Origin of the sequence: Pseudoalteromonas sp. ASV78 (assembly GCF_047806705.1) — a bacterium.
In the GTDB taxonomy this organism is placed as follows: Bacteria; Pseudomonadota; Gammaproteobacteria; order Enterobacterales; family Alteromonadaceae; genus Pseudoalteromonas; species Pseudoalteromonas prydzensis_A.
Window position 1 is genome coordinate 2859778 of record NZ_JBLOPA010000001.1, and the last position, 23758, is coordinate 2883535.

The 23758-nt window shown below is 42.0% G+C and carries 23 protein-coding genes; 17 read left to right on the top strand and 6 right to left on the bottom strand.

The features are described 5' to 3' along the window. Positions 1–202: 202 nt before the first annotated feature. On the bottom strand, positions 203–991 hold the full coding sequence (locus ACMVDV_RS12835; protein ID WP_416158363.1) for an amidohydrolase: 789 nt from the start codon (positions 989–991) through the stop codon (positions 203–205). After that, positions 979–2121, bottom strand: coding sequence for a methionine aminotransferase (locus ACMVDV_RS12840; RefSeq protein ID WP_416158364.1), 1143 nt, complete (start codon positions 2119–2121; stop codon positions 979–981). The genes ACMVDV_RS12835 and ACMVDV_RS12840 overlap by 13 nt, the downstream gene beginning before the upstream one ends. Positions 2122–2211: 90 nt before the next feature. On the opposite strand from ACMVDV_RS12840, the gene ACMVDV_RS12845 reads away from it, so the two are divergent. Genes ACMVDV_RS12845 through ACMVDV_RS12860 form a run of 4 tightly spaced genes read left to right on the top strand, consistent with a single transcriptional unit; the run spans position 2212 to position 4414 of the window. Beyond that, complete coding sequence (locus ACMVDV_RS12845) at positions 2212–2829, top strand: methylthioribulose 1-phosphate dehydratase (protein WP_304178782.1); 618 nt, start codon at positions 2212–2214, stop codon at positions 2827–2829. Further along, complete coding sequence (mtnC, locus tag ACMVDV_RS12850) at positions 2826–3512, top strand: acireductone synthase (RefSeq protein WP_416158365.1); 687 nt, start codon at positions 2826–2828, stop codon at positions 3510–3512. The genes ACMVDV_RS12845 and mtnC overlap by 4 nt, the downstream gene beginning before the upstream one ends. Beyond that, positions 3509–4051: a 1,2-dihydroxy-3-keto-5-methylthiopentene dioxygenase gene (locus ACMVDV_RS12855; RefSeq protein ID WP_416158366.1), complete on the top strand. Its 543-nt coding sequence runs from the start codon at positions 3509–3511 to the stop codon at positions 4049–4051. The genes mtnC and ACMVDV_RS12855 overlap by 4 nt, the downstream gene beginning before the upstream one ends. A 24-nt stretch (positions 4052–4075) precedes the next feature. Further along, positions 4076–4414 (top strand): gamma-glutamylcyclotransferase family protein, encoded by a 339-nt coding sequence (locus ACMVDV_RS12860; protein WP_416158367.1) that lies wholly within the window; start codon positions 4076–4078, stop codon positions 4412–4414. Here the strand turns inward: ACMVDV_RS12860 and mtnA are convergent. Beyond that, on the bottom strand, positions 4411–5436 hold the full coding sequence (gene mtnA / locus ACMVDV_RS12865; protein WP_416158368.1) for an S-methyl-5-thioribose-1-phosphate isomerase: 1026 nt from the start codon (positions 5434–5436) through the stop codon (positions 4411–4413). The genes ACMVDV_RS12860 and mtnA overlap by 4 nt on opposite strands. Before the next feature lie 132 nt (positions 5437–5568). On the opposite strand from mtnA, the gene mtnK reads away from it, so the two are divergent. Next, positions 5569–6786, top strand: a complete 1218-nt coding sequence (gene mtnK / locus ACMVDV_RS12870; protein WP_416158369.1) for an S-methyl-5-thioribose kinase — start codon at positions 5569–5571, stop codon at positions 6784–6786. Between the two features lie 84 nt (positions 6787–6870). Here the strand turns inward: mtnK and ACMVDV_RS12875 are convergent, their stop codons facing one another. Continuing rightward, the gene (locus ACMVDV_RS12875; protein WP_416158370.1) at positions 6871–8352 is read right to left on the bottom strand and encodes an FMN-binding glutamate synthase family protein; all 1482 of its coding nucleotides are present in this window, start codon (positions 8350–8352) and stop codon (positions 6871–6873) included. 131 nt (positions 8353–8483) lie between these two features. Continuing rightward, on the bottom strand, positions 8484–10259 hold the full coding sequence (locus ACMVDV_RS12880) for a DUF885 domain-containing protein (protein ID WP_416158371.1): 1776 nt from the start codon (positions 10257–10259) through the stop codon (positions 8484–8486). Between the two features lie 357 nt (positions 10260–10616). On the opposite strand from ACMVDV_RS12880, the gene ACMVDV_RS12885 reads away from it, so the two are divergent. The 12 genes from ACMVDV_RS12885 (at position 10617) to ACMVDV_RS12940 (ending at position 23219) form a co-directional block, all read left to right on the top strand. Beyond that, complete coding sequence (locus ACMVDV_RS12885) at positions 10617–11603, top strand: GGDEF domain-containing protein (protein WP_304178790.1); 987 nt, start codon at positions 10617–10619, stop codon at positions 11601–11603. Between the two features lie 102 nt (positions 11604–11705). Then, positions 11706–12461 (top strand): bifunctional demethylmenaquinone methyltransferase/2-methoxy-6-polyprenyl-1,4-benzoquinol methylase UbiE, encoded by a 756-nt coding sequence (ubiE, locus tag ACMVDV_RS12890; RefSeq protein WP_416158372.1) that lies wholly within the window; start codon positions 11706–11708, stop codon positions 12459–12461. Between the two features lie 40 nt (positions 12462–12501). Next, positions 12502–13107 (top strand): ubiquinone biosynthesis accessory factor UbiJ, encoded by a 606-nt coding sequence (locus ACMVDV_RS12895; protein ID WP_304178761.1) that lies wholly within the window; start codon positions 12502–12504, stop codon positions 13105–13107. A gap of 17 nt (positions 13108–13124) precedes the next feature. Next, complete coding sequence (ubiB, locus tag ACMVDV_RS12900; RefSeq protein ID WP_416158373.1) at positions 13125–14726, top strand: ubiquinone biosynthesis regulatory protein kinase UbiB; 1602 nt, start codon at positions 13125–13127, stop codon at positions 14724–14726. A gap of 67 nt (positions 14727–14793) precedes the next feature. Further along, positions 14794–15033, top strand: coding sequence for a Sec-independent protein translocase subunit TatA (gene tatA / locus ACMVDV_RS12905; protein ID WP_304178756.1), 240 nt, complete (start codon positions 14794–14796; stop codon positions 15031–15033). 5 nt (positions 15034–15038) lie between these two features. Continuing rightward, the gene (gene tatB / locus ACMVDV_RS12910) at positions 15039–15371 is read left to right on the top strand and encodes a Sec-independent protein translocase protein TatB (RefSeq protein ID WP_304178754.1); all 333 of its coding nucleotides are present in this window, start codon (positions 15039–15041) and stop codon (positions 15369–15371) included. 47 nt (positions 15372–15418) lie between these two features. Beyond that, a complete protein-coding gene (gene tatC, locus ACMVDV_RS12915) occupies positions 15419–16162 on the top strand; it encodes a twin-arginine translocase subunit TatC (protein WP_304178752.1) in 744 nt (247 codons plus the stop codon). Continuing rightward, positions 16163–16693, top strand: coding sequence for a hypothetical protein (locus tag ACMVDV_RS12920; RefSeq protein ID WP_304178750.1), 531 nt, complete (start codon positions 16163–16165; stop codon positions 16691–16693). After that, positions 16693–17475, top strand: coding sequence for a TatD family hydrolase (locus ACMVDV_RS12925; protein ID WP_304178749.1), 783 nt, complete (start codon positions 16693–16695; stop codon positions 17473–17475). The genes ACMVDV_RS12920 and ACMVDV_RS12925 overlap by 1 nt, the downstream gene beginning before the upstream one ends. A gap of 2 nt (positions 17476–17477) precedes the next feature. Further along, positions 17478–19328 carry a diguanylate cyclase gene (locus ACMVDV_RS12930; protein WP_416158374.1) on the top strand — a complete coding sequence of 617 codons (1851 nt, stop codon included), beginning with the start codon at positions 17478–17480 and terminating at the stop codon, positions 19326–19328. A 9-nt stretch (positions 19329–19337) separates the two neighbouring features. Next, a complete protein-coding gene (hemB, locus tag ACMVDV_RS12935) occupies positions 19338–20345 on the top strand; it encodes a porphobilinogen synthase (RefSeq protein WP_416158375.1) in 1008 nt (335 codons plus the stop codon). 138 nt (positions 20346–20483) lie between these two features. Further along, a complete protein-coding gene (locus ACMVDV_RS12940) occupies positions 20484–23219 on the top strand; it encodes an ExeM/NucH family extracellular endonuclease (protein ID WP_416158376.1) in 2736 nt (911 codons plus the stop codon). 40 nt (positions 23220–23259) lie between these two features. Here the strand turns inward: ACMVDV_RS12940 and ACMVDV_RS12945 are convergent, their stop codons facing one another. Beyond that, positions 23260–23691 (bottom strand): hypothetical protein, encoded by a 432-nt coding sequence (locus tag ACMVDV_RS12945; RefSeq protein WP_416158377.1) that lies wholly within the window; start codon positions 23689–23691, stop codon positions 23260–23262. Positions 23692–23758: the final 67 nt, after the last annotated feature.

Genomic DNA, 23758 nt, shown 5'->3' on the forward strand with positions numbered 1-23758 from the left:
AAATCAATACTTGAACCTAAGCTAGGTATTCTCTCGTAACGATTGGGTGATCAGGTAAAAATTCATCGCAGATAAACTGCCTTGCATTGATACAAGCCTGTAGATTATTTTTTCGTTGCATGTTGTCGGGTTTCGCTGCGATCAAACTCACCTACAGTGCTTCTCCGTAAAACGGGTAAAGAGGCTAAACAGTCACTTTATCTTAATAACCCAAACTAAACTCATCGGCATCTAAATGCGCGGGAAAGCTTTGCTTAAAGAGCTCAAGCGGCTGTTTGTTCAATGTGGTAATAACAACATCAGCACTGTTATCTGTAGCGGCTGCCAGCGTATCACCTTTGAAGTCATACACTGCCGTGCCGCCATTGTGCGCAACGCCATTACCATCATCACCAATACGATTAACGCCAATCACATAACATTGATTTTCCATCGCCCGCGCCATCAATAGGGTATCCCATACTTTGCGTCGTGCAGCAGGCCAGTTGGCAACATTCACCATCACATCGTAGTCATTGCGGCTGCGCTGAAATACCGGAAAGCGTAAGTCATAGCACACTTGCGGTAAAATTCTAAAACCATTCAAAGTGAACACTTCGCGTTGCTCACCCGCTTTAACAAACTCACCTTCTTTACCTAAACAAAATAAGTGGCGCTTGTCGTAATATTGCACTTCGCCATTGGGCCATACCCAATAAAAGCGGTTGGCTTTTTTATCACCTTGTTGTACGAGCACCGAGCCTGCTATCACCGCATTGGCTGAGTTGGCTGTCGCAATCATCCAATCAAGCACTTTACCTTGCGCTAACTGATGATCCGGCTCTGCGCAATCAAGGTTAATAGCAAAGCCGGTGGCAAAGGTTTCTGGTAATAAAATAAGCTCAACTGATTTATCTATATCAGCTATTTTATTGCTAAAGTGTGCCAAGTTGGCGTCTTTATCTAACCAATTAAGCGATGTTTGTATCAGTGCTAGGGTTAAAGTTGACATAAAATCTCCGCGGCTTGTAATAGCGTGGCGTCATGTTTGGCAAAGCATAAGCGAATAACTTTATCGTTGCTTGGTTGCTGATAAAACACGCTTAGTGGAATGGCGGCAACGCCTGCTTGTTCTACTAACCATTGGCAAAATTCTACGTCATTTAAATCCGATACATCGCTGTAATCAAGCAGTAAAAAGTAGGTGCCTTCACTTGGTAAAATGGTAAAGCGGCTATCTTGTAGAGCATTACTGAGCACATCGCGCTTTTGTTGATAAAACTCACTCAGCTCATCCACATGCTCACCTTGTTGCTCTAACATATCGGCGAGTGCATGTTGCGCAGGGGTGAAGCTTGAAAAAGTCACGTATTGGTGAATTTTACGAAACTCGACCGCAAGTGCAGCGGGTGCGATGCAGTAGCCCATTTTCCAGCCTGTGCTATGAAAAGTCTTACCAAAGCTTGAGATCACAAAGCTGCGAGCAAACAATTCGTCATCACGCAGCACACTTAAATGCGGTTGCTTATCAAAGGTAATGTGCTCGTATACCTCATCACTTATTACATATAAATCATGCTCGATTACTAAGGCTTTTAGAGCATTAATATCGTGCTGTTTTAACGTTTTACCACTTGGGTTATGTGGGGTGTTGATTATAATAGCCCGCGTTTTGCTATTGATAGCCGCAGCCACCGTTTGCCAGTCAATTGCATAACTCGGAGCATGCAGCGCAATATTAACGGACTTACCACCGGCCAATTCAATCGCTGGCTGGTATGAGTCATAGGCAGGGTCAAATACGATGACTTCGTCGCCTTCGCGCACCAGCGCTTGAATAGCAACAAACAGTGCCTCGGTCGCACCTGAGGTTACCGTTACTTGTTGGGCGGCATCTATTTCAGCCGCATATTTGCGTTTTGCTAACTGGGCAATTTGTTGCTGCAGACGCGGTACACCACTTGACGGCGAGTATTGATTAACGCCTTCAAGCACATAATGATTAAGCTGTTTTTTAAGTAGCTCAGGCGCATCAAACTCAGGAAAACCCTGCGATAAATTAATCGCTTCGAATTGATTTGCTAAAGCGGTCATTTGACTAAAAATACTGGTGCCTAAATTTGGCAATTTACTTTCAAACACTGGTTACCCTTAATGATGGTTTTGCACCCAAAGCGATGCTATCATTGCTGTTAACAGAAGTATAGCCGTCTAAAACAGTATGAGGAATGTATGCATAACAATACCGCTATTTCAGAACTTATAGAAGCAGGTAAATGGATCAGCCAACGTGGTTGGGTGCCAGCCACAGGTGGTAACTTTTCAGCGCGAACCAATACTGGCTTTGTGGTTACTGCCAGCGGTTTTGACAAAGGACAATTAGGGTCGCATACCTTTATTGAACTAGATCATGCAGGTAATCGCAGTGCTAGCGCTGCAAAACCCTCGGCTGAAACTGAATTGCATTTAAGCATGTATAAACTTATTCCTGCTGCTAATTATGTATTACACACTCATTCTGTCGCCGCAACAGTATTATCTCGAGTTATTAAAGGCCACAGCCTAGATTTACACGGCTACGAAATGCAAAAGTCATTAACTGGCATAACTTCGCATTTAGACACCTTAAGCATTCCAATTTTTGATAACGACCAAGACATTGATCGCCTCAGTTTATTAGTGAGCGATCACCACCTGCATATCCCTATTGAGCATGGCGTGCTTATTCGTGGCCATGGCCTATATGCGGTGGGTCGTACAATCAGTGAAGTTCGCCGCCAATTAGAAGGCCTTGAATTCTTATTTGCATGTGAATTAGAACGCTTAAAATTAGTAGGATTAGAATCATGATCAAAGCGCTGCTGACCGATATTGAAGGCACCATTACTCGCATTTCGTTTGTTAAAGAGGTGCTGTTTCCGTATGCCGCCAAACAACTCCCTGAGTTTGTAAAAACTCAGCAAACGCAAAGCGCGGTAGCAGAGCAAATTAATGCCGTAAAAGCGATTATTGAACAGCCTGACGCCAGTATCGATGTGGTAATTGACACTTTACTTGCATGGATCCGTGACGATAAAAAAATCACCCCATTAAAACAGTTACAAGGTCTGATTTGGCAAACTGGCTATGAAAATGGCGATTTTACCGGCCATTTATACCCAGATGCCTACCACTTTTTAGTTGCGCAGCAACAAGCCGGTCAGCAGCTTTACGTGTATTCATCTGGGTCAGTAAAAGCCCAACATTTAATTTTTAACTACTCTGACTTTGGTGATATTCGCTCCTTATTTACTGATTATTTTGATACTCAAGTTGGCGCTAAACAAGAGCAAAGTTCATATCACAATATTATTGAGCAACTACCTTTTGCCGCTAATGAAGTATTATTTTTAAGTGATGTAGCCGCTGAACTGGATGCCGCCAAAGCTGCAGGTTTAAACACCTTACACTTGATCCGTGATGGCCAAGCAAGCTCGCCTGCACATAACTATATTAACGATTTTAGTCAATTTACTGCGGAGCATTTAGCATGAGCCAACTGACTATTTTTGCTGATTGTAACGGCAGCAATGCCTTATTAAATACCCAAGATGCAACACAAATTGCCACCGAACTTAATAAAGTCAATGTTCGTTTTGAACAGTGGCAAGCAAGCGCTGTTATTAACGCCGATACCAGCCATGAAGATATTATTGATGCCTACAGCAACGATATTGAGCGCTTGAAGCAACAAGGTGGTTATCAAACGGTTGATGTAATTTCATTAGCAAAAGGTAATCCAGCAGCCACGGAGCTTCGTGCTAAGTTTTTATTTGAGCACACCCATAGTGAAGACGAAGTACGCTTTTTTGTAAAAGGCCAAGGACTGTTTTGCCTACATATTAACGACAAGGTTTACCAAGTACTTTGCAAGCAGGGTGATTTAATTTCAGTACCGGAGCTGACTCCGCATTGGTTTGATATGGGCAGCGATCCTGAATTTACTGCCATTCGTTTGTTTAATAATACCGAAGGCTGGGTGGCACAAAGCACCGAATCTGAGATTGCTAAGCAGTTTCCTTTATTGGACTAGGCATCTGTTAATAAAGGAATTTAAATGGAAAAGCTATTTTCATACGGAACACTGCAATTGGCGCAAGTACAGCTTGATACCTTTGGCCGCTTGCTTGATGGTCAAGCCGACACGCTGCAAGGTTACCTGGTAGGCGAAGTTGAGATCACCGACGCCGCCGTGCTGAAAAGCAGCGGCCAGCGGTTTCATCCCGCGCTAATCAAAACAGGGCTGGCAACGGATACCGTAACTGGCACTATTTTTACCATCACCTTAGAGGAACTTGCTAACGCAGATAGCTATGAAGTTGATGACTACATCCGTATAGCAGAGTCATTTAGCAGCGGCATTGATGCATGGGTGTATGTAGCAAAAGGCTGTTAAACCAGCCTTTTCAATTCACCTGCCAACACGTGCGATTGATCATATACGCCAGTATCGAGCACCCAGCCGGTAATAAGCTTAGCGGGGGTCACATCAAACGCAGGATTGTATACGTTAGCATTTGTAGGTGCCCACAGCGCCTCACCAAAACTACCACTCACACCGCGCACCTCTGCGCTGTTACGCTGCTCAATTTCAATCTCTGCGCCGCATGCTGTGTTTACATCGAGGGTTGTTAATGGCGCTACTACATAAAATGGGATGTTATGAAAATGCGCCAACACCGCTAAATTATAAGTGCCTACTTTATTAGCAAAGTCACCATTAGCAGCAATGCGATCAGCACCGACAAAAATTTTATCAACCTTGCCAGCAGCCATTAAGCTCGCTGCCATATTATCGCAAATTAAGGTGTAAGGTACTTGCCAGCGCTCAAGTTCAAACGCGGTTAAACGCCCGCCTTGCAATAATGGCCGCGTTTCATCCACCCATACATGAATATCGCCATGACGTTGCTGCGCTTTATAAATAACACCAAGAGCAGTACCAATCCCTGCGGTCGCTAAGGCACCCGTATTACAATGTGTGAGAATATTATCGCCGCTGCTAACCAATGCAGCACCATGATTTGCCATGCTTTCACACAAGGCGATATCTTCATTAAACAGGGTAACAGCTGCGCTTACAATTGCCGTTACATAATCATCTTGTTGTAACGCAATACGTAACTTTGCCATACAATGCATTAAATTAACCGCGGTAGGTCGAGTGGCTTCTAAATCATCAATCGCCTGCGCTAATGCTACTTTAGCTGTGCCTTGCTCTGCCAAATGGGCAACTAGCAAACTTGCTCCTAAACCAATCAGCGGTGCGCCGCGTATTTTTAAGCTTAGAATTAAATCCCTCATACTGGCTACATCATCACATTCGTGCCATAGCTGCTGATGCGGCAGTAGGTATTGGTCTAACACGCTTAGTGTCTTGTTTTGATATTTTAAACTGCTCGCGATGAGGTCTTGCATGGTTGATCCTGAATAATCGTTAGGCTGAGGTTATTTTACAGTAGTTTTTAAAACGCACAACCCAGAAGTGTAGACATCTAAACGGTTGTAGGTATAGAATGCTATCGTTTATCATTTTCTGAGAGTACGCCGATGGCCGAATACGTTGCCTTTAATGCACAGCATGCGATTGATTATATTAAAAATCTTGTAACTAAAGATGGCTATGACTTGTTTGATCCTGACCAAACGTTAACGGCGTATGAGTTTGGAGATGGCAATTTAAATCTGGTATTTAGAATAAGTGACGAGCAAAATAATAGCGTTATTTTAAAGCAGGCCTTGCCTTATGCGCGCTGTGTGGGTGAATCATGGCCACTGACGCTTGACCGAGCACGTATTGAAGCTGAGGTTTTACTCAACCACGGCGCATTGAGCCCAGACTACACGGCAAAAGTACTGCATCATAATCCAGAGCAAGCACTGACTATTTTAGAAGATCTTGGTCATTTGCAAATTTTGCGCAGTGCACAAATAAACGCAGAGCAATTCCCGCTGCTGGGCCAGCATGTGGCTCACTACTTAAGCCACAGCGGTTTTTATAACTCAGACTTTTACCTAACCGCACAAGATAAAAAAGCCAAAGTCAGTCAATTTACTAATCCAGAGTTGTGCCAAATTACTGAAGATTTGTTTTTCAACGATATCTTGCGTGAACATGAGCGTAATAACTACCCAAGCGAGCTGCAAAGTACAGTCAATAAACTACAAAATAACGCCGCATTACATTTAGCGATCGCAAAACTAAAAGCCACGTTTTTATCTTGCCCACAAACCTTGCTGCATGGTGATATGCATAGCGGCAGTATTTTTGTCGATCAAAAAACTACTAAGATGATCGACCCTGAATTTGGCTTTTTTGGCCCAGTTGGCTTTGATATCGGCTCATTTATCGGCAACTTATTATTAAACTACTGTGCACAAAATGCCCGTATTAGTGAGTTTGTAAGCCGCCGTAACTATCACAGTCACTTATTAACCTGTTTGCAAGAGAGTTACTCTTTATTTGAGCAACAGTGGCTGACATTTATTGCAGAGCAAACCACAGATAACAATTTAAAAGCCGCTGGTTATGGCGAGTATTTTATGCAACAAGTATTACAAGACGCGATTGGCTACTGTGGCACCGAGCTGATACGCCGCACTATCGGCTTAGCACACGTTGCTGACATTGATGGTATTGCAGATGCACAGGCGCGTTTAGACGTGCAACGCCACACTTTAGCGCTAGGTGAGCAATTAGTATTAAACGCCCATACCTGTAATAGCAAAGAGGACTTTTTCTCTTTATTGATAAGCCAACTAAATTAAGTTTATAAAAATAGCAAAAGGCACTTTATTAAGTGCCTTTTAGCAATCTATTCTGGGCGGGCCCTATTACCTAGCCCCTTTAAATTACTGATAGTTTTCATACATTTTATCGAGTGGTTCTGATAAACCATTTTCTTGCACAACGCGTACATGCTGCCTGCCGAGTTCTCGGGCACTAAATACCCCGCATGAGTGGGCAATTAAACCCGCACCATAATGAATATACTTATTATAATTTGCTACGCGCTGGGCTTTATCGGCGACATCTAAGCCGCGTTGTAGGCGCTCGTTGTGAGTAGTGATCCCTGTTGGGCAAGTATCTTTGTTGCATTGCAACGCTTGAATACAACCTAAAGCAAACATATGACCCCGTGCCGAGACCACAAAATCAGCACCAAGTGCAAGTGCCCAAGCAACCTTTGATGGCACTATTAGCTTACCTGAGGCTATAACTTTAACTCGTTCACGTAAGCCATGCTTTTCCAGCATATTAACAACTAACGGTAAACTTTCTCTTAGCGGTAACCCCACCGAGTCCATCAGCGGTTGTGGTGCGGCACCGGTGCCGCCATCAGCACTATCGATGGTAATAAAATCAGGTGCAGATGCAATGCCACGGTGATTGATTTCGGCAAATAAAGTTTCCAGCCATGCATAAGCGCCAATCACCGCTTTAAAGCCAGTTGGCTTGCCAGTGGTTTCGCGCACAGTGGCAATCATATCGAGTAAATCGGCAGGGTTTTTAACTTCAGGATGACCATTTGGGCTAATTGAATCGTGACCTTCTGGGATACCACGAATAGCCGCAATTTCAGCGGTGACTTTTTTGCCTGGCAACATACCACCTTTACCCGGTTTAGCGCCTTGGCTCATTTTAATTTCAAACATTTTGACTTGTTCATGCGCTGCTATTTGTTTGAGCTTCTCATGGCTTAATTTGCCCTGCTCATCGCGCACACCATATTTAGCGGTGCCAATTTGAAACACAATGTCGGCACCGCCTTCTAAGTGATAAGGGCTTAACCCCCCTTCACCGGTATTCATCCAACAACCAGCCAGTTTTGCACCTTGCGATAACGCACGTACTGCAGGTTTTGATAACGCACCAAAACTCATACCTGAAATATTAAATAGCGATTTAGTAATATAAGGATTGGCGCAATGCGGGCCCAAAGTCACAGCACTAGGTTCAAGCGCTTCTTCGTCTAAAGTAGGAAACGCGCAGTTCATAAACATCACGGTACCGGTAACTTCTAGGCTCTGAGTTGAGCCAAACGCGGTGGTGCGATCAACATTTTTAGCCGCTTTGTAAACCCAGCTACGATCGGCGCGATTAAATGGCATTTCCTCACGATCCATAGCGAAGAAGTATTGACGGAAAAACTCGCCTTGGCGCTCAAAAAAATAGCGAAATCGACCAATTACCGGATAGTTTTTCCTAATTGCCTGTTTTGATTGAGTAACATCACTAATGTAAAAATAAATAACCAGTAAAATTAAACAGCCAAATACCACAATAAATAAACTGGCAAACACATCAATACTAAAAATTATAAAATCACTCACGCAACGCCCCTTGCTGATTGTTTTTCCAGCTTTGAGCATATAAGTAGAACAAGTTTCAAGCAAATGTTTTAAAAGGAAAACTCGGTTACGTACCAGTCAAGCACGCACCGAGATAAAGTAAGGGTAGTAACTTAGCCGCGCTTTTCTAGCTCAGTTTCAATATATTGATGGATTTGATCTTCTAACACTGACATGGGCACAGAGCCGTGGCGAAGTATCTGATGATGGAACTCACGGACATCAAAATCTTGCCCTAATGCTTGTTCAGTTTCTTTGCGTAAGCGCTTAATCGTTAGCTCACCAATTTTATACGACAGCGCTTGTGCAGGCCATGAAATATAGCGATCGGTTTCAGTTTTTACGTTATGTAATGAAAGCGCGGTGTTTTCACTCATAAACTTCATCGCGCGATCGCGACTCCAACCATACATGTGCATGCCAGTATCAACCACTAAACGGGCTGCTCGCCACATTTCATAAGTTAAACGGCCAAAGTTACTGTATGGGTCTTGATAAAAACCTGCTTCGATACCTAAATACTCAGAATATAACCCCCACCCTTCACCAAATGCCGATAAATAGGCGTCTTGACGGTAACTTGGCAGGTTTTCTAACTCCGCATTTAGAGAGATTTGTAAATGATGCCCCGGTACAGCTTCATGAAAAGTGAGTGCTTCTAATACATATAAAGGTCGTTTATCAAGTGCGTAAGTGTTTACCCAGTAATAACCCGCTTGATCATCACGACTCGAGCCAGAATAACGGCCAGTGGTGTATTTAGGCGCTATGCTTGCTGGCACGGGCGCAACACCATAAGGCATACGTGGTAAGGTATGAAATAGCTTAGGTAATTGCGCATCCATTTTTTTAGCTATGTACGATGCCTCTTTTAAAAGCTCTTCTGGTGTTTTAGCGTAAAATTGCGGATCAGTACGTAAAAAGTGCAAAAATTCAGCAAACGTGCCTTTAAAACCAACTTGCTCAATAATCTTATCCATTTCAGCACGAATACGTGCCACTTCTTTTAACCCCAGTTCATGGATTTCTTTTGGGGTCATGTCTGTGGTGGTGTAATACTTGGCACGATTGGCATAAAACGCAGCGCCATTTGGTGTTGCAGAGATACCAATTTCAGTACGCGCACCGGGCTGATACTCTTCATTAAAAAATGTTAAATAATCTTGATAAGCAGTAATCACCTGCTCTTTAATGATTTTTTTTGCTTGTTGTTGTAAAGCAAAAAACTCACTGTCAGTTAAACCTGCGGTATTATTTAAAAATGGTTTATAAAACTCAGACTCAGTAACGTCATCCACAATATAAGCACTGATCGAATCTTGATAACCAACAAGTACCGCTTTCGGTTGCGTTAAGCCAACCTCTAAGCCTTTGCGCATCCAGCCGATATTTTGCTTGAAGAATCGTGGAACTTGCTGCAAACGCTGCAGATAAAGCTGATAATCAGCTGGTTTCTTATAATCTGAACGCGACACCATAAACGATAAACTAGAGTGAAAACCATATTCAGAAGTCAGTGGCATGTAATGGCTATTAAATACATACTCATCAATACTATTTTGTACTTGGCCGCGAATGATAGTGAGATTAATACGATTTTCATCACTGAGCTTATCTTTATCTATTGCGTCTAACTGCGCCAATAACTCAGTGTTATGTTGATATTTCTGGTCAAGAAACTCAGCTGATAGATTAGTTAACAAATAGCCATCAACACCTTCTGGCTGGCTATACGCGCTAATACTTTTTCGATAATCAACAATTGCTTGCGCAACTTGCGTAAATTGTTGATCGCTATCTACCGTGGTCATTTGGCAAGCGCTTAATGTACATGCCAAGGCGATACTTAACAGAGAATAACGCATAACCGATGAAGGTGATTTTTTCATAATATAAGGGGTCTGCTACTGAAAACGTGAGATTTAACCTAACCTAGACAGCTACAATAACCAACAAAATGCGACCAAGGGCAAAAATACAAGGTTAAATTAACCGCGACTATTGACTAGTAGTTAATCAGCATTTTTTATTACTTAACAAGATTGTCGAGAAAATCAGCTATTGAACGATAAAAATAGAAATTTCGCTGCCAAATTACATATTTTTGCTTTTAAATATCCCCGATACAGATTAATGTAAGGCAATCTCATACGCTAGGATTGCGTCAAGACCTCATGGAAAGGGTTATTTAATTTTTCGCTGTTACGTGTATTTAATTGGTGTATACAATGATGTTCCATGATTCCATGGCTATTGCTCAAGAAAAAATGACCAAGGTATGTATCTTTTTAGAACATCATATTTTACCACCGACCCCACTTAATTATCACGTCGTCTACACCTACGTCAGCCAAGTTAATTCTGATTTAAATACCACCATTGATCGCGCTATTGCTCAAGGCCAAGAAATTGACTGCGTCTATATAGAGCAATTGTATTTCGATTATATGGATCACGCTCACAAAGCCGAAACTAAGATGGTTCGCAATGTGGACGGTATTATTAATTCATTATCACGTAGCGCGCACGCAACCGAAAAAGATATTATCCGCTTTGCCAGTCAGGTCAGTGATTGTGTCCATTCGCTAGATGAAAATAATATTGCCCAAAGTCGCCTCGCACTTGAGACATTAAATAAGCAAACTGCCCATCTGCTCACGCAACATAAACAATTTAAACTAGAGCTGATCAAAGCAAAGCGATTACACGAGAAAACTCAACAACAACTCTTACAATTACGCAAACAACACATCACCGACCAGCAAACAGGCCTTTTTAAGCGTCATTATTTAAACCAGCAAACACAATTATGGTTAGACCAAAAAAAATCGGTGTGCGCGATTGCCATTCAAATAGATAACTTAGATCACTTTATTGATAACTACGGTGACATCATTGGTGAAGTAATTTTAAGTAAGGTCGCTAAACAGATCCAAAAATATGTATTTGAAAGCGGTCTGCCTGGGCGTACCAGCAAAGACGCTTTTACCATATTATTGGCTGATATTGACCCAGAAACAGCGAATGTCATTGCCGAGAAAGTCCGCAATGGAGTCGAAAAGCTTCGCTTTGTCAGCTCGAAAAATGGTATTAAGCTTCCGCCAATCAACCTTTCATTAGGTATTGCCAAACATCAAGATGAAAAAGATTTTAATAACCTTGCCCGTACAGCATCCAATGCCGCACATAAGGCAAGATCGCTTGGCCAAAGCAGTTTTATTGCAGGTCAATAGTCGTTAATCAGTTTGATCCACAAGCAATTTAACTAGATTCAAATTGCACCTCACAGGCACAATCAAGTACACTAGTCTTTATTACCACGATAGAGATTAATCATGAACGAGAATCCTGAAAAGACCACGCATTTTGGTTATAAAACCGTTGCCGAAACCGAAAAAGCTTCTATGGTTGCCGATGTATTTCATTCCGTTGCGACTAAATATGACGTAATGAATGATCTCATGTCGTTTGGTATTCATCGTTTATGGAAACGTCAAACCATCGCCAGCTCAGGTGTGCGTAAAGGCCACCAGGTACTAGATTTAGCTGGCGGTACTGGCGACTTAACCGCCAAGTTTAGTCAACTAGTGGGTGATACTGGGCAAGTTATCTTAGGTGATATCAACTCATCAATGCTTAAGGTAGGCCGTGAAAAGCTGCATAACTTAGGCCTAGTTGGCAATATTGACTACGTGCAAATGAATGCTGAAGCACTGCCTTTCCCCGATAATAGTTTTGATTTAATTACCATTGCCTTTGGTTTACGTAATGTTACCGATCAAAATAAAGCACTGCGTTCAATGTACCGTATTTTAAAGCCAGGTGGTCGTTTACTGGTATTAGAGTTTTCTAAACCAGAGCACCAGGTGCTCAGTAAAGCCTATGATTTTTACTCATTTAACTTACTACCTAAAATGGGTGAACTCGTTGCAAATGATGGTGAATCATACAAATATTTAGCTGAATCTATTCGTATGCATCCAGATCAAGAAACACTAAAAGCAATGATGAACGAGGCTGGGTTTGAGCAAACTACTTATCAAAATCTCACTGGTGGGATTGTCGCATTGCATCGCGGCTTTAAATATTAAGTACCGCCAAGTTCATAACGTTTATTGCTAAGGTATTGGTATGTTAAATAATTTCATCGTCGCACTAGTAGAAAGTATTTTAAATACTGCGCTGCAGCTCGACTTAAGCCTTAGCGATAGACTCGCACCAATTGCGCAACAACGCTTATTAATTGATATACGCGATTGGCAGCAACAGTTTTTGGTCGTCTTCACTGGCCAGCAACTGCATATCTATAACACCACCGAGCAGCAATTTGATTGCATGATCAGTGCTGATATGCAAACCTTAATGGCACTTAAAAACCCAGCGATGCTCACCCAGTTAATTCGCCAAGACAAGCTTGATTTGCAAGGCGATTTACATATAGCACAGGGCTTTAGTAGTGCCTTTGCAGCGCTTGATATCGACTGGCCTGAACATTTATCACGTTACCTTGGTGATGCCGCTGCACAGCAATTATGGCTGTTAGTTAAACAAACCCAACAGCAAGGCCAAAAAGCCAACAACAAACTCTCTACAACGCTAACTACTTTATGCCAAGACGAGCTCAAAGTGACGATTCATCCTTTAGAGCTTGAACAATTTAAGCAACACACGCGCCAACTGAAAAGTCATACTGCGCAACTTGAGTTGCGAGTTAACCAATTACTTCAAGCAAAATAAATCAGTAAGGATTATTTGTGTCAGCTGCTCGGCTTTATAACATCACTAAGACCCTTCTTAACTATGGTTTAGATGAATTAATACCATCACAAAAAATACCTTGGTATGGCAAAGTGAGTCGCGCATGTTTGTTTTGGCTAAAAAACAAACACCCAGAAAAACCAGCGGGTTTAAGGCTGCGCTTAGCATTACAACAATTAGGGCCGGTGTGGATCAAGTTTGGTCAGATGCTCTCTACTCGGCGCGATTTGTTACCGCTGGATATCGCTTTAGAACTGGCCTTATTACAAGATCAAGTACAGCCATTTGATGGCGCGTTAGCGCAACAACTAATTGAAAATGCGCTCGAAATCGATGATATCAGTGAATACTTTAGCGACTTTGAACAAACCCCACTGGCATCGGCATCGATTGCCCAAGTGCATACAGCCACTTTAGTGGACGAACATGAGCAACCACAAAAGGTGGTTATCAAAGTCATTCGCCCTGATATCAGAGAACAAATTGACGCTGATTTAGCATTAATGGAACAGTTTGCCAAAGTAGTAGCAAAACTAATCAACGAAGCGAAAAGGTTACGCCCTGTTGAGGTTGTTAAAGAGTATAAAAAAACCTTACTTGATGAATTGGATTTACTGCGTGAAGGCGCGAATGCAATTCAATTAAAGCGTAATTTTGAAGACTCTGAATCCCTTTATATTCCTTATGTTTATAGCGACTACAGCCGTGTAAATGTACTGGTAATGGAACGTATTTACGGCATTCCAGTGTCAGATACAGATGCGTTAATTGCGCAAAACACCAATATGAAGCTACTCGCTGAGCGTGGTGTGGAGGTGTTTTTTACCCAAGTATTTCGAGATAGCTTTTTTCATGCTGACATGCATCCTGGTAATGTGTTCGTCTCTTACGACACCCCAGAAAACCCCAGATTCATTGGCATAGACTGCGGTATTGTTGGCACTTTAAATAAAGAAGATAAACGCTATTTAGCGGAAAACTTTATTGCCTTTTTTAATCGCGACTATCGCCAAGTGGCACAGTTACACGTTGATTCGGGTTGGGTACCAAAAGATACCAGCGTCGAAGAGTTTGAGTTTGCCATTCGCACCGTCTGCGAGCCAATCTTTAATAAACCGCTCGCTGAGATCTCATTTGGTCACGTGCTCGTTAACCTATTTAATACCGCTCGTCGCTTTAATATGCAAGTTCAACCGCAATTAGTTCTACTACAAAAAACCTTACTGTATGTTGAAGGTCTAGGGCGTCAGCTATATCCACAATTAGATTTATGGAAAACAGCAAAACCCTTTTTAGAAGATTGGGTAAAACAGCAAGTAGGTCCTTGGTCGGTGCTTAAGCAAGTATATGCAAACTTACCATTTTGGGCAGAAAAGATGCCCGAGCTACCGGATTTAATTTATCAGAACCTAAAACAGCAGCAACACCGCCAATCACCATTGCCGCAGCCATCACATAAGCCGTTGTTACTGGGTGTATTTGCAGGCGCTGCGATGATAGTGTCGGGGTTATGTTATTTACAGCATGATTTTATAGCTACCACTGTTGCAGCAAGTTGTTCAATAATTGGCTTTATTTTAGCGTGGCGAAACGCATAAACTAAGTGCTATTTACATTCTGCTGAGTATAATCAGCGTAAACATACAATGAAATTTGGAGTAAACCATGGGTTTTGGCGGTATTAGTATTTGGCAATTATTAATTGTATTAGCAATCATAGTGTTACTTTTTGGCACTAAGAAGTTGCGTGGCATTGGCGGTGATTTAGGTAATGCTGTTAAAGGGTTTAAAAAAGCGGTCTCTGAAGATGAGCAAAAAAAACCTGCAGAACCTATAGAACAAGCAAATAACCCAATACAAAATAAAGAGTCTGTTGATAAAAGCAAAGAAGACCATAAGGCTTAATTAGCATGGGTATGTGGGAACTGGTTGTGGTGTTGATCGTCGGCTTAGTAGTGCTTGGCCCTGAACGTTTGCCGGTTGCTATCCGCACGGTAAGCCGCTGGATAAAAACAATAAAATCTTTGGCGAACTCGGTTAAGGCCGAAGTCAACGAAGAATTAAGAGTGCATGAGTTGCACCAAAATTTGAAAAAAGCTGAACAGCAAGGCATGCAAGATCTCAATCCGGCAATAAAAGACTCGGTTGACGAGCTGCAAAAAGCCGCTGATTCCGTCACCCATAGTTATAAAAAAGCCTCTTCGGATCTAACCAAAAAAGCGAATATTGATGAGCAAAAATGAAATTATTTTTGTTCGCTGTGGTCTATATATCGGTAACGAGTTAAATTATGACTGAACAAGTAAAATCAGGCTTTGTAAGTCATTTAATTGAATTGCGAAATAGGCTAATGAAGGCCTTATTAGCCATATTGGTGTTTTTTATTGCGTTGGTTTACTTCGCCAACGATATTTACAGTTTTGTAGCGGCCCCATTAGTTGCGCACTTGCCAAGTACCGCAACTATGATCGCCACGGATGTAACAGCACCGTTTTTTGCGCCATTTAAATTAACCTTATTTGTCGCTTTATTTGCAGCATTTCCGTTGATATTACACCAAATATGGGGCTTTATTGCGCCAGGGTTATACCAACATGAAAAACGCATGCTAATGCCAATTTTGGCATCGAGCATTATATTGTTTTATAGTGGTATCGCATTTTGTTACTTTGTAGTACTACCGATCATTCTTGGCTTTTTTACTAGTGTTGGCCCAGAAATGATGACCCTCGCGCCAGATATTAGTAGTTACTTAAGCTTCGCGTTAAAGCTGTTTTTTGCTTTTGGGGTCGCCTTTGAAATCCCAGTAGCTATCATGCTGCTGTGTTTCAGCGGTGCTACTACAACGCAGAGTTTAAAAGAAAAGCGCCCTTATATTGTGGTAGGTGTGTTTGTCGTCGCGATGTTTTTAACACCACCCGACGTACTTTCACAATCATTATTAGCATTTCCCATGCTACTGTTATTTGAATTGGGGTTAATTTTAGCGTCCTTTTATAGTGCTAAACCTCAGCAAAATGAGTCAGAGGAATAAATGAAAAAACAACTACTACCCATACTTGCCTTGCTAAGTATTCCAACAGTCCATGCCAACGAAGTGAACCTACAAGCTTTACAGGCCTGTACGTTTGTTGAAAATGACTTTAACCGCCTGCTTTGTTATGACAACACCATGGCAGGTAAATCGTTAAGCAAACCAACCACCTCGAAAACCTTAACGCCACCTACGAATAGTGCAGCGCCAGCGGTTGCCGCAACAGCGGGCACAGTTGCCGCGGCTGAGCAGCGCGTGAAAGCTAAAAATGAAGACTTTGGCCTTGAACATAAAGAGGTAAGCAAAGATAACGACGATGAAATTTCTGCGCAGGTAACAAGCGTTGAAGAAGCACCTTACGGTGAGTTAATTATTAACTTAGACAATGGTCAGCAATGGCGTCAAATTGGCTCTGATAGCTTGCGTATCTCAACCAACGATACCATTGTGATCGAACGCGGTTTGTTCAACTCCTTTTTATTGAAAAAAGCAGGCCAGAATCGCTCGATCCGCGTTAAGCGCACCAATTAATGACCACCCATCTCATTGATGCTGGCGTAAACCTCACCAATCATCAATTTGATGATCAACATTTGGCTATCATTACTCGTGCAAAAGCACACAATGTTAGTCAAATGCTGTTAATTGGCTGCGATATTGAGTCCAGCCACCAAGCCTTGAATTTAGCAAAGCAATACCAGTTACTCGCAACAGCGGGAGTGCATCCACATGATGCCAAATCAGCCACTGAGCAGCTTGAAGAGCAATTACGCTCACTTGTAGCAGCCCCAGAAGTGGTCGCAATTGGCGAGTGTGGGTTGGATTATAATCGCGATTTTTCTCCCCGCGAAACTCAACGCTCGGTATTACACCGACAGTTAGCTTTAGCGGTAGCATTAAATCTGCCGGTCTATTTACATGAACGCGATGCCAGTGAAGATATGCTAGCAATCTTGCAACAGTATTCCGTTCGCGGTGTATTACATTGCTTCACAGGTGATCAACAAGCACTTGAGCAGTATTTAGCGTTAGGCTTATACATTGGTATTACCGGTTGGGTCTGTGATGAACGCCGTGGTAAACAGTTGCAACAGCTGATACCGAGCATTCCACTTGAACGACTATTGATCGAAACGGATGCGCCGTTTTTGATCCCTCGCTCGTTAACACCAAAACCAAAATCTCATCGTAATGAACCAAGTTATTTACCACATATCTGCGCAACCATTGCGTCCTTAAAAGGGTTAGAATTTGCAACCGTTGCAAAGCAAACTACACTTAACTTCCAACAGTTATTCAACCACAAGGGCTGATAATGAAGCGTGTTTGGTTGCTGCTATTTAGCTTGCTATTGATTTCATTTACGTCCCATGCCACTCATATTGTCTTAGATAAACACTTCAAACACTTACAAGATATTCCTTTTCATTATTCCCTGCAGCCCTTAACACCCGAACAAGCTAAGCTAGGCGCAAAGCAGCAGTGGCAACAACCCACAGAGCAAGCGCTCAATTTAGGCTTAACGAGCCAAGCTGTATGGTTGCGTCTACAACTGGTTAATACTGAAGATGCAGACTTAGCGGTTTTATTATCTATTGATAATCCATTATTAGATAAGGTCGCGGTATACCACTACTTTAAGCAGAACACGTTATTAGTTAAAGAAATTGGTGATGCACTGCCACTGAAAAACCGACAAATTGCAACCGAATCATTACTAGTAAAACTCACGCTACCACCAAGCAGTAATTCAACATTACTGCTGCGTGTTGAAAGTTTAGATGGTGTCAGAGTACCATTGAGCCTTTGGCAGCATGACGAGTATTTAAAAGATAAAAGTAAATTTAATTTACTGTATGGCTTGCTAGTCGGATTTATTTTATCTTTGGCAATCACAAGCTTAGTCATGTTTAGTTTTTCTAGAAAACGTTACTTTGCTCTGTGCGGCACAATTTTAATCACCTTATGGTTATTATTAATTTATTTATATGGCTTTGGCTATCGCTATTTCCACCCCTCTTTACCGATGCTGCAACAACTGGCAGTGCCAAGCATGCTGATACTGGCAACTTGCTTATTCAAACCATTATTTGAACAGTTGCGCCGGCCGGTAAAAACATTGCTGCAACCCTTACATACATGGAGTAACAGGTTACTGTTTATCAGCCTATTTTTTATTTGGTTACTGCCGACCAATATCATGCTGAGTTACTGTCTGTTTGTGCCTCTGATTATTATGCTATTGCATATAACTGCGTTAGGGATCGATATTCGGCAGCAGCAAACCCAGCCTCTCAATGCACTTTTATGTGGCGCGTTGATATTCTTTGCCACGCAGCTTTACTTGATAATTGTCGTGTTTGATATTTATGATTTTAATACCCGTGGCTTACCGTTTGTATTCTTTAGTTTTTTAATTTGCTCACTCAGTCTAAGCTTTGCCACCATAAAACATTTTTTAATCGAACGTGACGCGCAAGTCGCAGCCCAACAAAGTAAAATAGCTCAAAGTGAAGCCCATGATGCATTACTACAAGAGCGTTTAGCGCTACAAGAACAAGCGAGATCAGACCTCGAAGCGAATATTGAAGAGCGTACCTTTGAGCTACAAGTTACCTTACGCGAGCTTGAAGAAAAAAACCGCGCGCTTGAGCAAATTAATATGGAAGATCCACTAACAAAAATCAAAAATCGTCGCTACTTTGATAAAAAGCTAGTCATGGACTTACGTCGCTCACGCAGAGAGCAAACTCCTTTGAGTATAATAATGCTCGATATTGATCACTTTAAAAGTATTAACGATACTTACGGGCACTTAATTGGCGACCAAACGATTCGTGCGGTAGCTGACATTATAAAAAACCGCCTAAAGCGCCCACTCGACGAAGTGGCACGTTATGGGGGGGAAGAATTTGTAGTTTTATTGCCCAATACAGTGCTCAGCGGTGCCATTGAATTAGCAGAGCAAATACGTCAAGAAATCTTAGATGCTACGATTGCTATAGCAAATACTGAGATTAAGTTTACTATTAGTGCTGGTGTGTATAGCGCCATTGCTGAAGACATTAATAACCCAGGATTATTCACAGACTGCGCCGACAAAGCACTTTATCATGCCAAACAAAGTGGCCGTAATCGTGTAGTTAGCTTTCCAATTTTAGACTAGGAGCAAATAATGGCCCAATCAGGTCTCGACCTTTTCCCTTATACTCGTATGCGCCGCATGCGCCGCAGTGATTTCTCTCGCCGTTTGATGGCTGAAAACCAGCTCACTGTAAATGACTTAATTTATCCAGTATTTGTACTTGAAGGCAACAATCGTCGTGAAGCGATTGAATCAATGCCGGGTATCGAGCGCTTATCAATTGATTTACTATTACTTGAAGCGAAAGAGCTGGTCGACTTAGGCATTCCTGCGCTGGCACTTTTTCCAGTAACACCAAGCGACAAAAAGTCATTACTTGCCGAAGAAGCTTATAACAAAGATGGTTTGGTACAACGAACTGTCCGCGCCCTCAAAGAAGCCTTCCCTGAGTTGGGGGTGATTACTGATGGTGCGCTTGATCCCTTCACTACACATGGGCAAGACGGCATTATTGATGAACACGGTTATGTGATTAATGATGTCACTACTGAGATTCTAGTAAAACAAGCACTCTCTCACGCAGAGGCTGGCGCAGACGTTATTGCGCCTTCCGATATGATGGATGGCCGCATTGGTGCAATTCGCGAAGCCCTTGAAGCTGATGGCTTTGTTCATACTCGTATCATGGCTTACTCGGCTAAATACGCCTCTAGCTACTATGGCCCGTTTCGAGATGCGATTGGCTCAGCAGGAAATCTAAAAGGCGCGGATAAAAAAACCTACCAAATGGATCCAGCTAACTCTGATGAAGCATTGCGTGAAGTAGCCTTAGACTTACAAGAAGGTGCCGACATGGTGATGGTAAAACCAGGCATGCCGTATTTAGATATCGTCCGTCGGGTTAAAGACGAGTTTGGAGTGCCAACGTTTGCTTACCAAGTCAGCGGTGAATACGCCATGCATAAAGCGGCGATTGATAATGGCTGGCTCGCTGAAGAAGCCACGATTATGGAATCACTACTCGCATTTAAGCGTGCAGGCGCCGATGGTATTTTGACTTACTTCGCTAAACAAGCCGCTCAATTGCTTAAAAAGTAATAGTTTCACTATAATTGAAAAAAGAGTGCTAAGGCGCTCTTTTTATTTTCATTTCATTAACTTTTTGTATTTTATTTGTCATAAATTTTCCTTACACTGACTGTCCCATTCGGGACACAATACACGGGAAAAATAATAATGTTTAATACAAAAATAACGCCATTGGCGCTTGTTATTGCAAGCCTCAGTGCACCAGCCTCCGCTAATTTAATAATTTCAGAATATGTTGAAGGCAGTTCTAATAATAAAGCCATAGAGCTTTATAATACTTCCAGCTCTGATATTACACTTGATGGGTATACTTTAGGTTTATATTCAAATGGTAATACGAGTGTTGGTAATAAAATTGATTTATCAGGAACACTTGCCGCCAATGCTACATATGTCATTATAAACGCTGGTTCTAATGATGAACTAAAAGCAAAAGGTGATATTGAAAGCACAGTAACTTACTTTAATGGTGATGATGCATTAGTCCTTATGCAAGGCGAAACCGTTATTGATAGTTTTGGTCAACGTGGCACAGATCCTGGTTCTTATTGGTCTGAAGGCGGTGTTCAAACACAAAACCAAACGTTACGCCGTAAAGAAAGTGTACTTGTTGGTCGTACAACTCCTGATGCTCCTTTCAATCCAAGTGAAGAATGGCTGCAATTCGATCAAGATGACTTTTCGGGCTTAGGCTTCCATGGTGAAAACAATCAACCTGAGCCAGAGCCGGAACCAGAACCGGTTACACCACTTGAATGTGGCGCAGCGAAAACCCTTATCAACGCAATTCAAGGTGAAGGTGGTGATAGTCCATTATTGAATACTGAAGTTGAGCTGGAAGGCATTGTAACTGCTGATTTTCAAGGCGCAGAGCAATTAAGTGGCTTCTTTATTACATCACTTGATGCAGATATTGATACAAACCCACTTACTTCTGAAGGGGTCTTTGTGTACTTTGCTGATACCGATGTCAATGTAGGTGACCACGTACGCGTTAAAGGCAGTGTCGCAGAGTACTTTAATGCCACCCAAATTGGCGATGTCAGCCAAGTTGAAGTCTGTGCTACAGGCCTGGCAACCACAGCAACTAAAATATCATTGCCTGTTACCGATGTCGCTGATTTAGAAGCCTATGAAGGCATGCTAATTACTTTAGAACAGCCTCTTGTTGTTACCAATAACTATGGCCTAGGTCGTTACGGTGAAGTTGATCTAGCAACAGAGCGCTTATATCAAGGTACGCAAATTGCGCTCCCAGGTGATGCTGCTAATGCCGTAGAAGCCGAAAACAGTAAAAAACAAATCTTACTTGATGATGGCTCAACAAAGCAGAATCTTGATCCAATCGCTTACCCAGGCACTGGCTTAGATGCATACAATACGCTGCGCCTAGGCGATACTGTAAATACCGTTACTGGTGTTCTAGGATACAGCTTTGATCGCTATCGTATTCACCCAACCGTACAACCAACTTTTGTTGCAACTAACCCGCGTACTGAGGCACCAGAACTTCATGCTGATGCTGACTTACGTATCGCTAGCTTTAACGTTCTAAACTACTTTAACGGTGATGGTCAAGGTGCAGGCTTCCCAACCAGCCGTGGTGCAGACAGTGAAGCTGAATTTATTCGCCAACAAGCAAAAATTGTCAGTGCAATTGTTGCATTAGAAGCTGATGTTATCGGTTTAATGGAAATCGAAAATGATGGCTTTGACGAGTTTAGCGCGATTGCCAGCTTAGTAAATGCGCTTAATGACGAAGATGCTGTAAATAACTACGCATTTGTTGATTTTAACGTAAACCAAATTGGTACTGACCAAATCACTACGGCATTAATCTACCGTGCTAATAAAGTAGCCGAAGTAGGTAACGCAGTAATTACTACGCAAGCACCGTTTGATTACAGTAACCGTGCACCTATTGCGCAAAGCTTTAAGTCATTAACGACTGATGAAGTGTTTACAGTTGCAGTCGCGCACTTAAAATCAAAAGGCAGCTGCGGCAGCGCCGATGGCAACAATGCTGACTTAGGCGATGGCCAAGCATGTTGGAATGAAATTCGGGTGGCCGGTGCCAATGCTTACGCAGACTGGCTAAACACTAAACCTACAGGTGTCGGTGATGAAGATATCATTTTAGTCGGAGATATGAACGCCTACGCCATGGAAGATCCAATCCGCGCGTTTGCTGATAAAGGGTTTAAAAATGTTGTTGCAGAATTAGACGGCAATACCCTTGGCTATTCATATAGCTTCTCTGGTCGACTGGGTAGCCTAGATCATGCCGTAGCTAGCCCAAGCTTGCTAACCAAAGTAGTGGCTGCAACAGACTGGCATATCAATGCCGATGAGCCAATCAGCTTAGACTATAATGTTGAGTTTAAATCAGCTGCACAACAAGTAAGTTTATATGCAAGCGATGCATATAGAGCCTCGGATCATGATCCTGTTATTGTTGATATAAAATCTGCGACTCCTGAGCAACCTATTCCAGAGCCACAAGCACCTGTACTAACGCCAGAGCAAAGCTTCAACGTGTTAGAAAATAGCGCTATCGGTACTGTTATTGGTCAATTGGAATTCACCGATGCCGACGCTGAGTACACGCCAGTTGTTGAATTTATAGTCCAAGGACATAATGCCATCACTATTAACCAACAAGGACAGTTAATTGTGGCGGGCGATTTAGATTTTGAATTTGAAAGAAAAATCACATTAATGGTACAAGCTAAAGACAGTGCTGGTAACTTATCAGATGCACAACTTGTCTATATTAATATCGATAATGATCAATCAGACGACGAAGATGATGATTCTGGTTCACTGTTTTGGCTAACATTATTAGCATTACCGCTAACCCTGTTACGCCGTAAAAAAGCATAGTAGTAAAATAGAAAAAGGCCGCTAAACAGCGGCCTTCTTTTTATGCATTACAAGGTGTTTGCTGTAACTTATTACAACTACTTTTGTTTTTTCTATACCAACACTTAATCGACTGCTGAGTTTGGGCATCAAACTGCCAATTATAAAAGCGAACTACCTTTTGATTTTCTAATGTTACTACGAGCATGGTCAATAATTTTAATGAATGAAACTGAATATCAACTATTTCGTCTGCGTTGATATATTTCTTACCTAGTCCTTGAGAATAATAAATCCCCGCTTTATAACAGTGCAAAAACCGTAGATTAATTATATTTAGAATGGAGATCATAAATATAATCACAGTGACCGTTAAAGCTAAAACAGTTTGATTAACTGTAAAGATGAGTGTTACTGAAAAAGTCACCATGGCAACAATTAGTATTATCACTAATTGTAACAACCAATTTGGGCTCAATTTAATTGCATTCATATAAACGTCCTAAAAAGTACATGTATATGTCTCTTTCTGCGAGAGACTTCCGTTTCTCCGATAGGAC

Coding starts and splice junctions, on each gene's coding strand:
- tatC (WP_304178752.1), top strand. CDS start 15,419: ATGACTGAACAAGTAAAATCAGGCTTTGTAAGTCATTTAATTGAATTG.
- ACMVDV_RS12940 (WP_416158376.1), top strand. CDS start 20,484: ATGTTTAATACAAAAATAACGCCATTGGCGCTTGTTATTGCAAGCCTC.
- ACMVDV_RS12880 (WP_416158371.1), bottom strand. CDS start 10,259: ATGAAAAAATCACCTTCATCGGTTATGCGTTATTCTCTGTTAAGTATC.
- hemB (WP_416158375.1), top strand. CDS start 19,338: ATGGCCCAATCAGGTCTCGACCTTTTCCCTTATACTCGTATGCGCCGC.
- ACMVDV_RS12920 (WP_304178750.1), top strand. CDS start 16,163: ATGAAAAAACAACTACTACCCATACTTGCCTTGCTAAGTATTCCAACA.
- ACMVDV_RS12925 (WP_304178749.1), top strand. CDS start 16,693: ATGACCACCCATCTCATTGATGCTGGCGTAAACCTCACCAATCATCAA.
- ACMVDV_RS12885 (WP_304178790.1), top strand. CDS start 10,617: ATGGCTATTGCTCAAGAAAAAATGACCAAGGTATGTATCTTTTTAGAA.
- ACMVDV_RS12945 (WP_416158377.1), bottom strand. CDS start 23,691: ATGAATGCAATTAAATTGAGCCCAAATTGGTTGTTACAATTAGTGATA.
- tatA (WP_304178756.1), top strand. CDS start 14,794: ATGGGTTTTGGCGGTATTAGTATTTGGCAATTATTAATTGTATTAGCA.
- ACMVDV_RS12855 (WP_416158366.1), top strand. CDS start 3,509: ATGAGCCAACTGACTATTTTTGCTGATTGTAACGGCAGCAATGCCTTA.
- ACMVDV_RS12860 (WP_416158367.1), top strand. CDS start 4,076: ATGGAAAAGCTATTTTCATACGGAACACTGCAATTGGCGCAAGTACAG.
- mtnC (WP_416158365.1), top strand. CDS start 2,826: ATGATCAAAGCGCTGCTGACCGATATTGAAGGCACCATTACTCGCATT.
- ACMVDV_RS12895 (WP_304178761.1), top strand. CDS start 12,502: ATGTTAAATAATTTCATCGTCGCACTAGTAGAAAGTATTTTAAATACT.
- ACMVDV_RS12835 (WP_416158363.1), bottom strand. CDS start 991: ATGTCAACTTTAACCCTAGCACTGATACAAACATCGCTTAATTGGTTA.
- mtnA (WP_416158368.1), bottom strand. CDS start 5,436: ATGCAAGACCTCATCGCGAGCAGTTTAAAATATCAAAACAAGACACTA.
- mtnK (WP_416158369.1), top strand. CDS start 5,569: ATGGCCGAATACGTTGCCTTTAATGCACAGCATGCGATTGATTATATT.
- ubiE (WP_416158372.1), top strand. CDS start 11,706: ATGAACGAGAATCCTGAAAAGACCACGCATTTTGGTTATAAAACCGTT.
- ACMVDV_RS12845 (WP_304178782.1), top strand. CDS start 2,212: ATGCATAACAATACCGCTATTTCAGAACTTATAGAAGCAGGTAAATGG.
- ACMVDV_RS12930 (WP_416158374.1), top strand. CDS start 17,478: ATGAAGCGTGTTTGGTTGCTGCTATTTAGCTTGCTATTGATTTCATTT.
- tatB (WP_304178754.1), top strand. CDS start 15,039: ATGGGTATGTGGGAACTGGTTGTGGTGTTGATCGTCGGCTTAGTAGTG.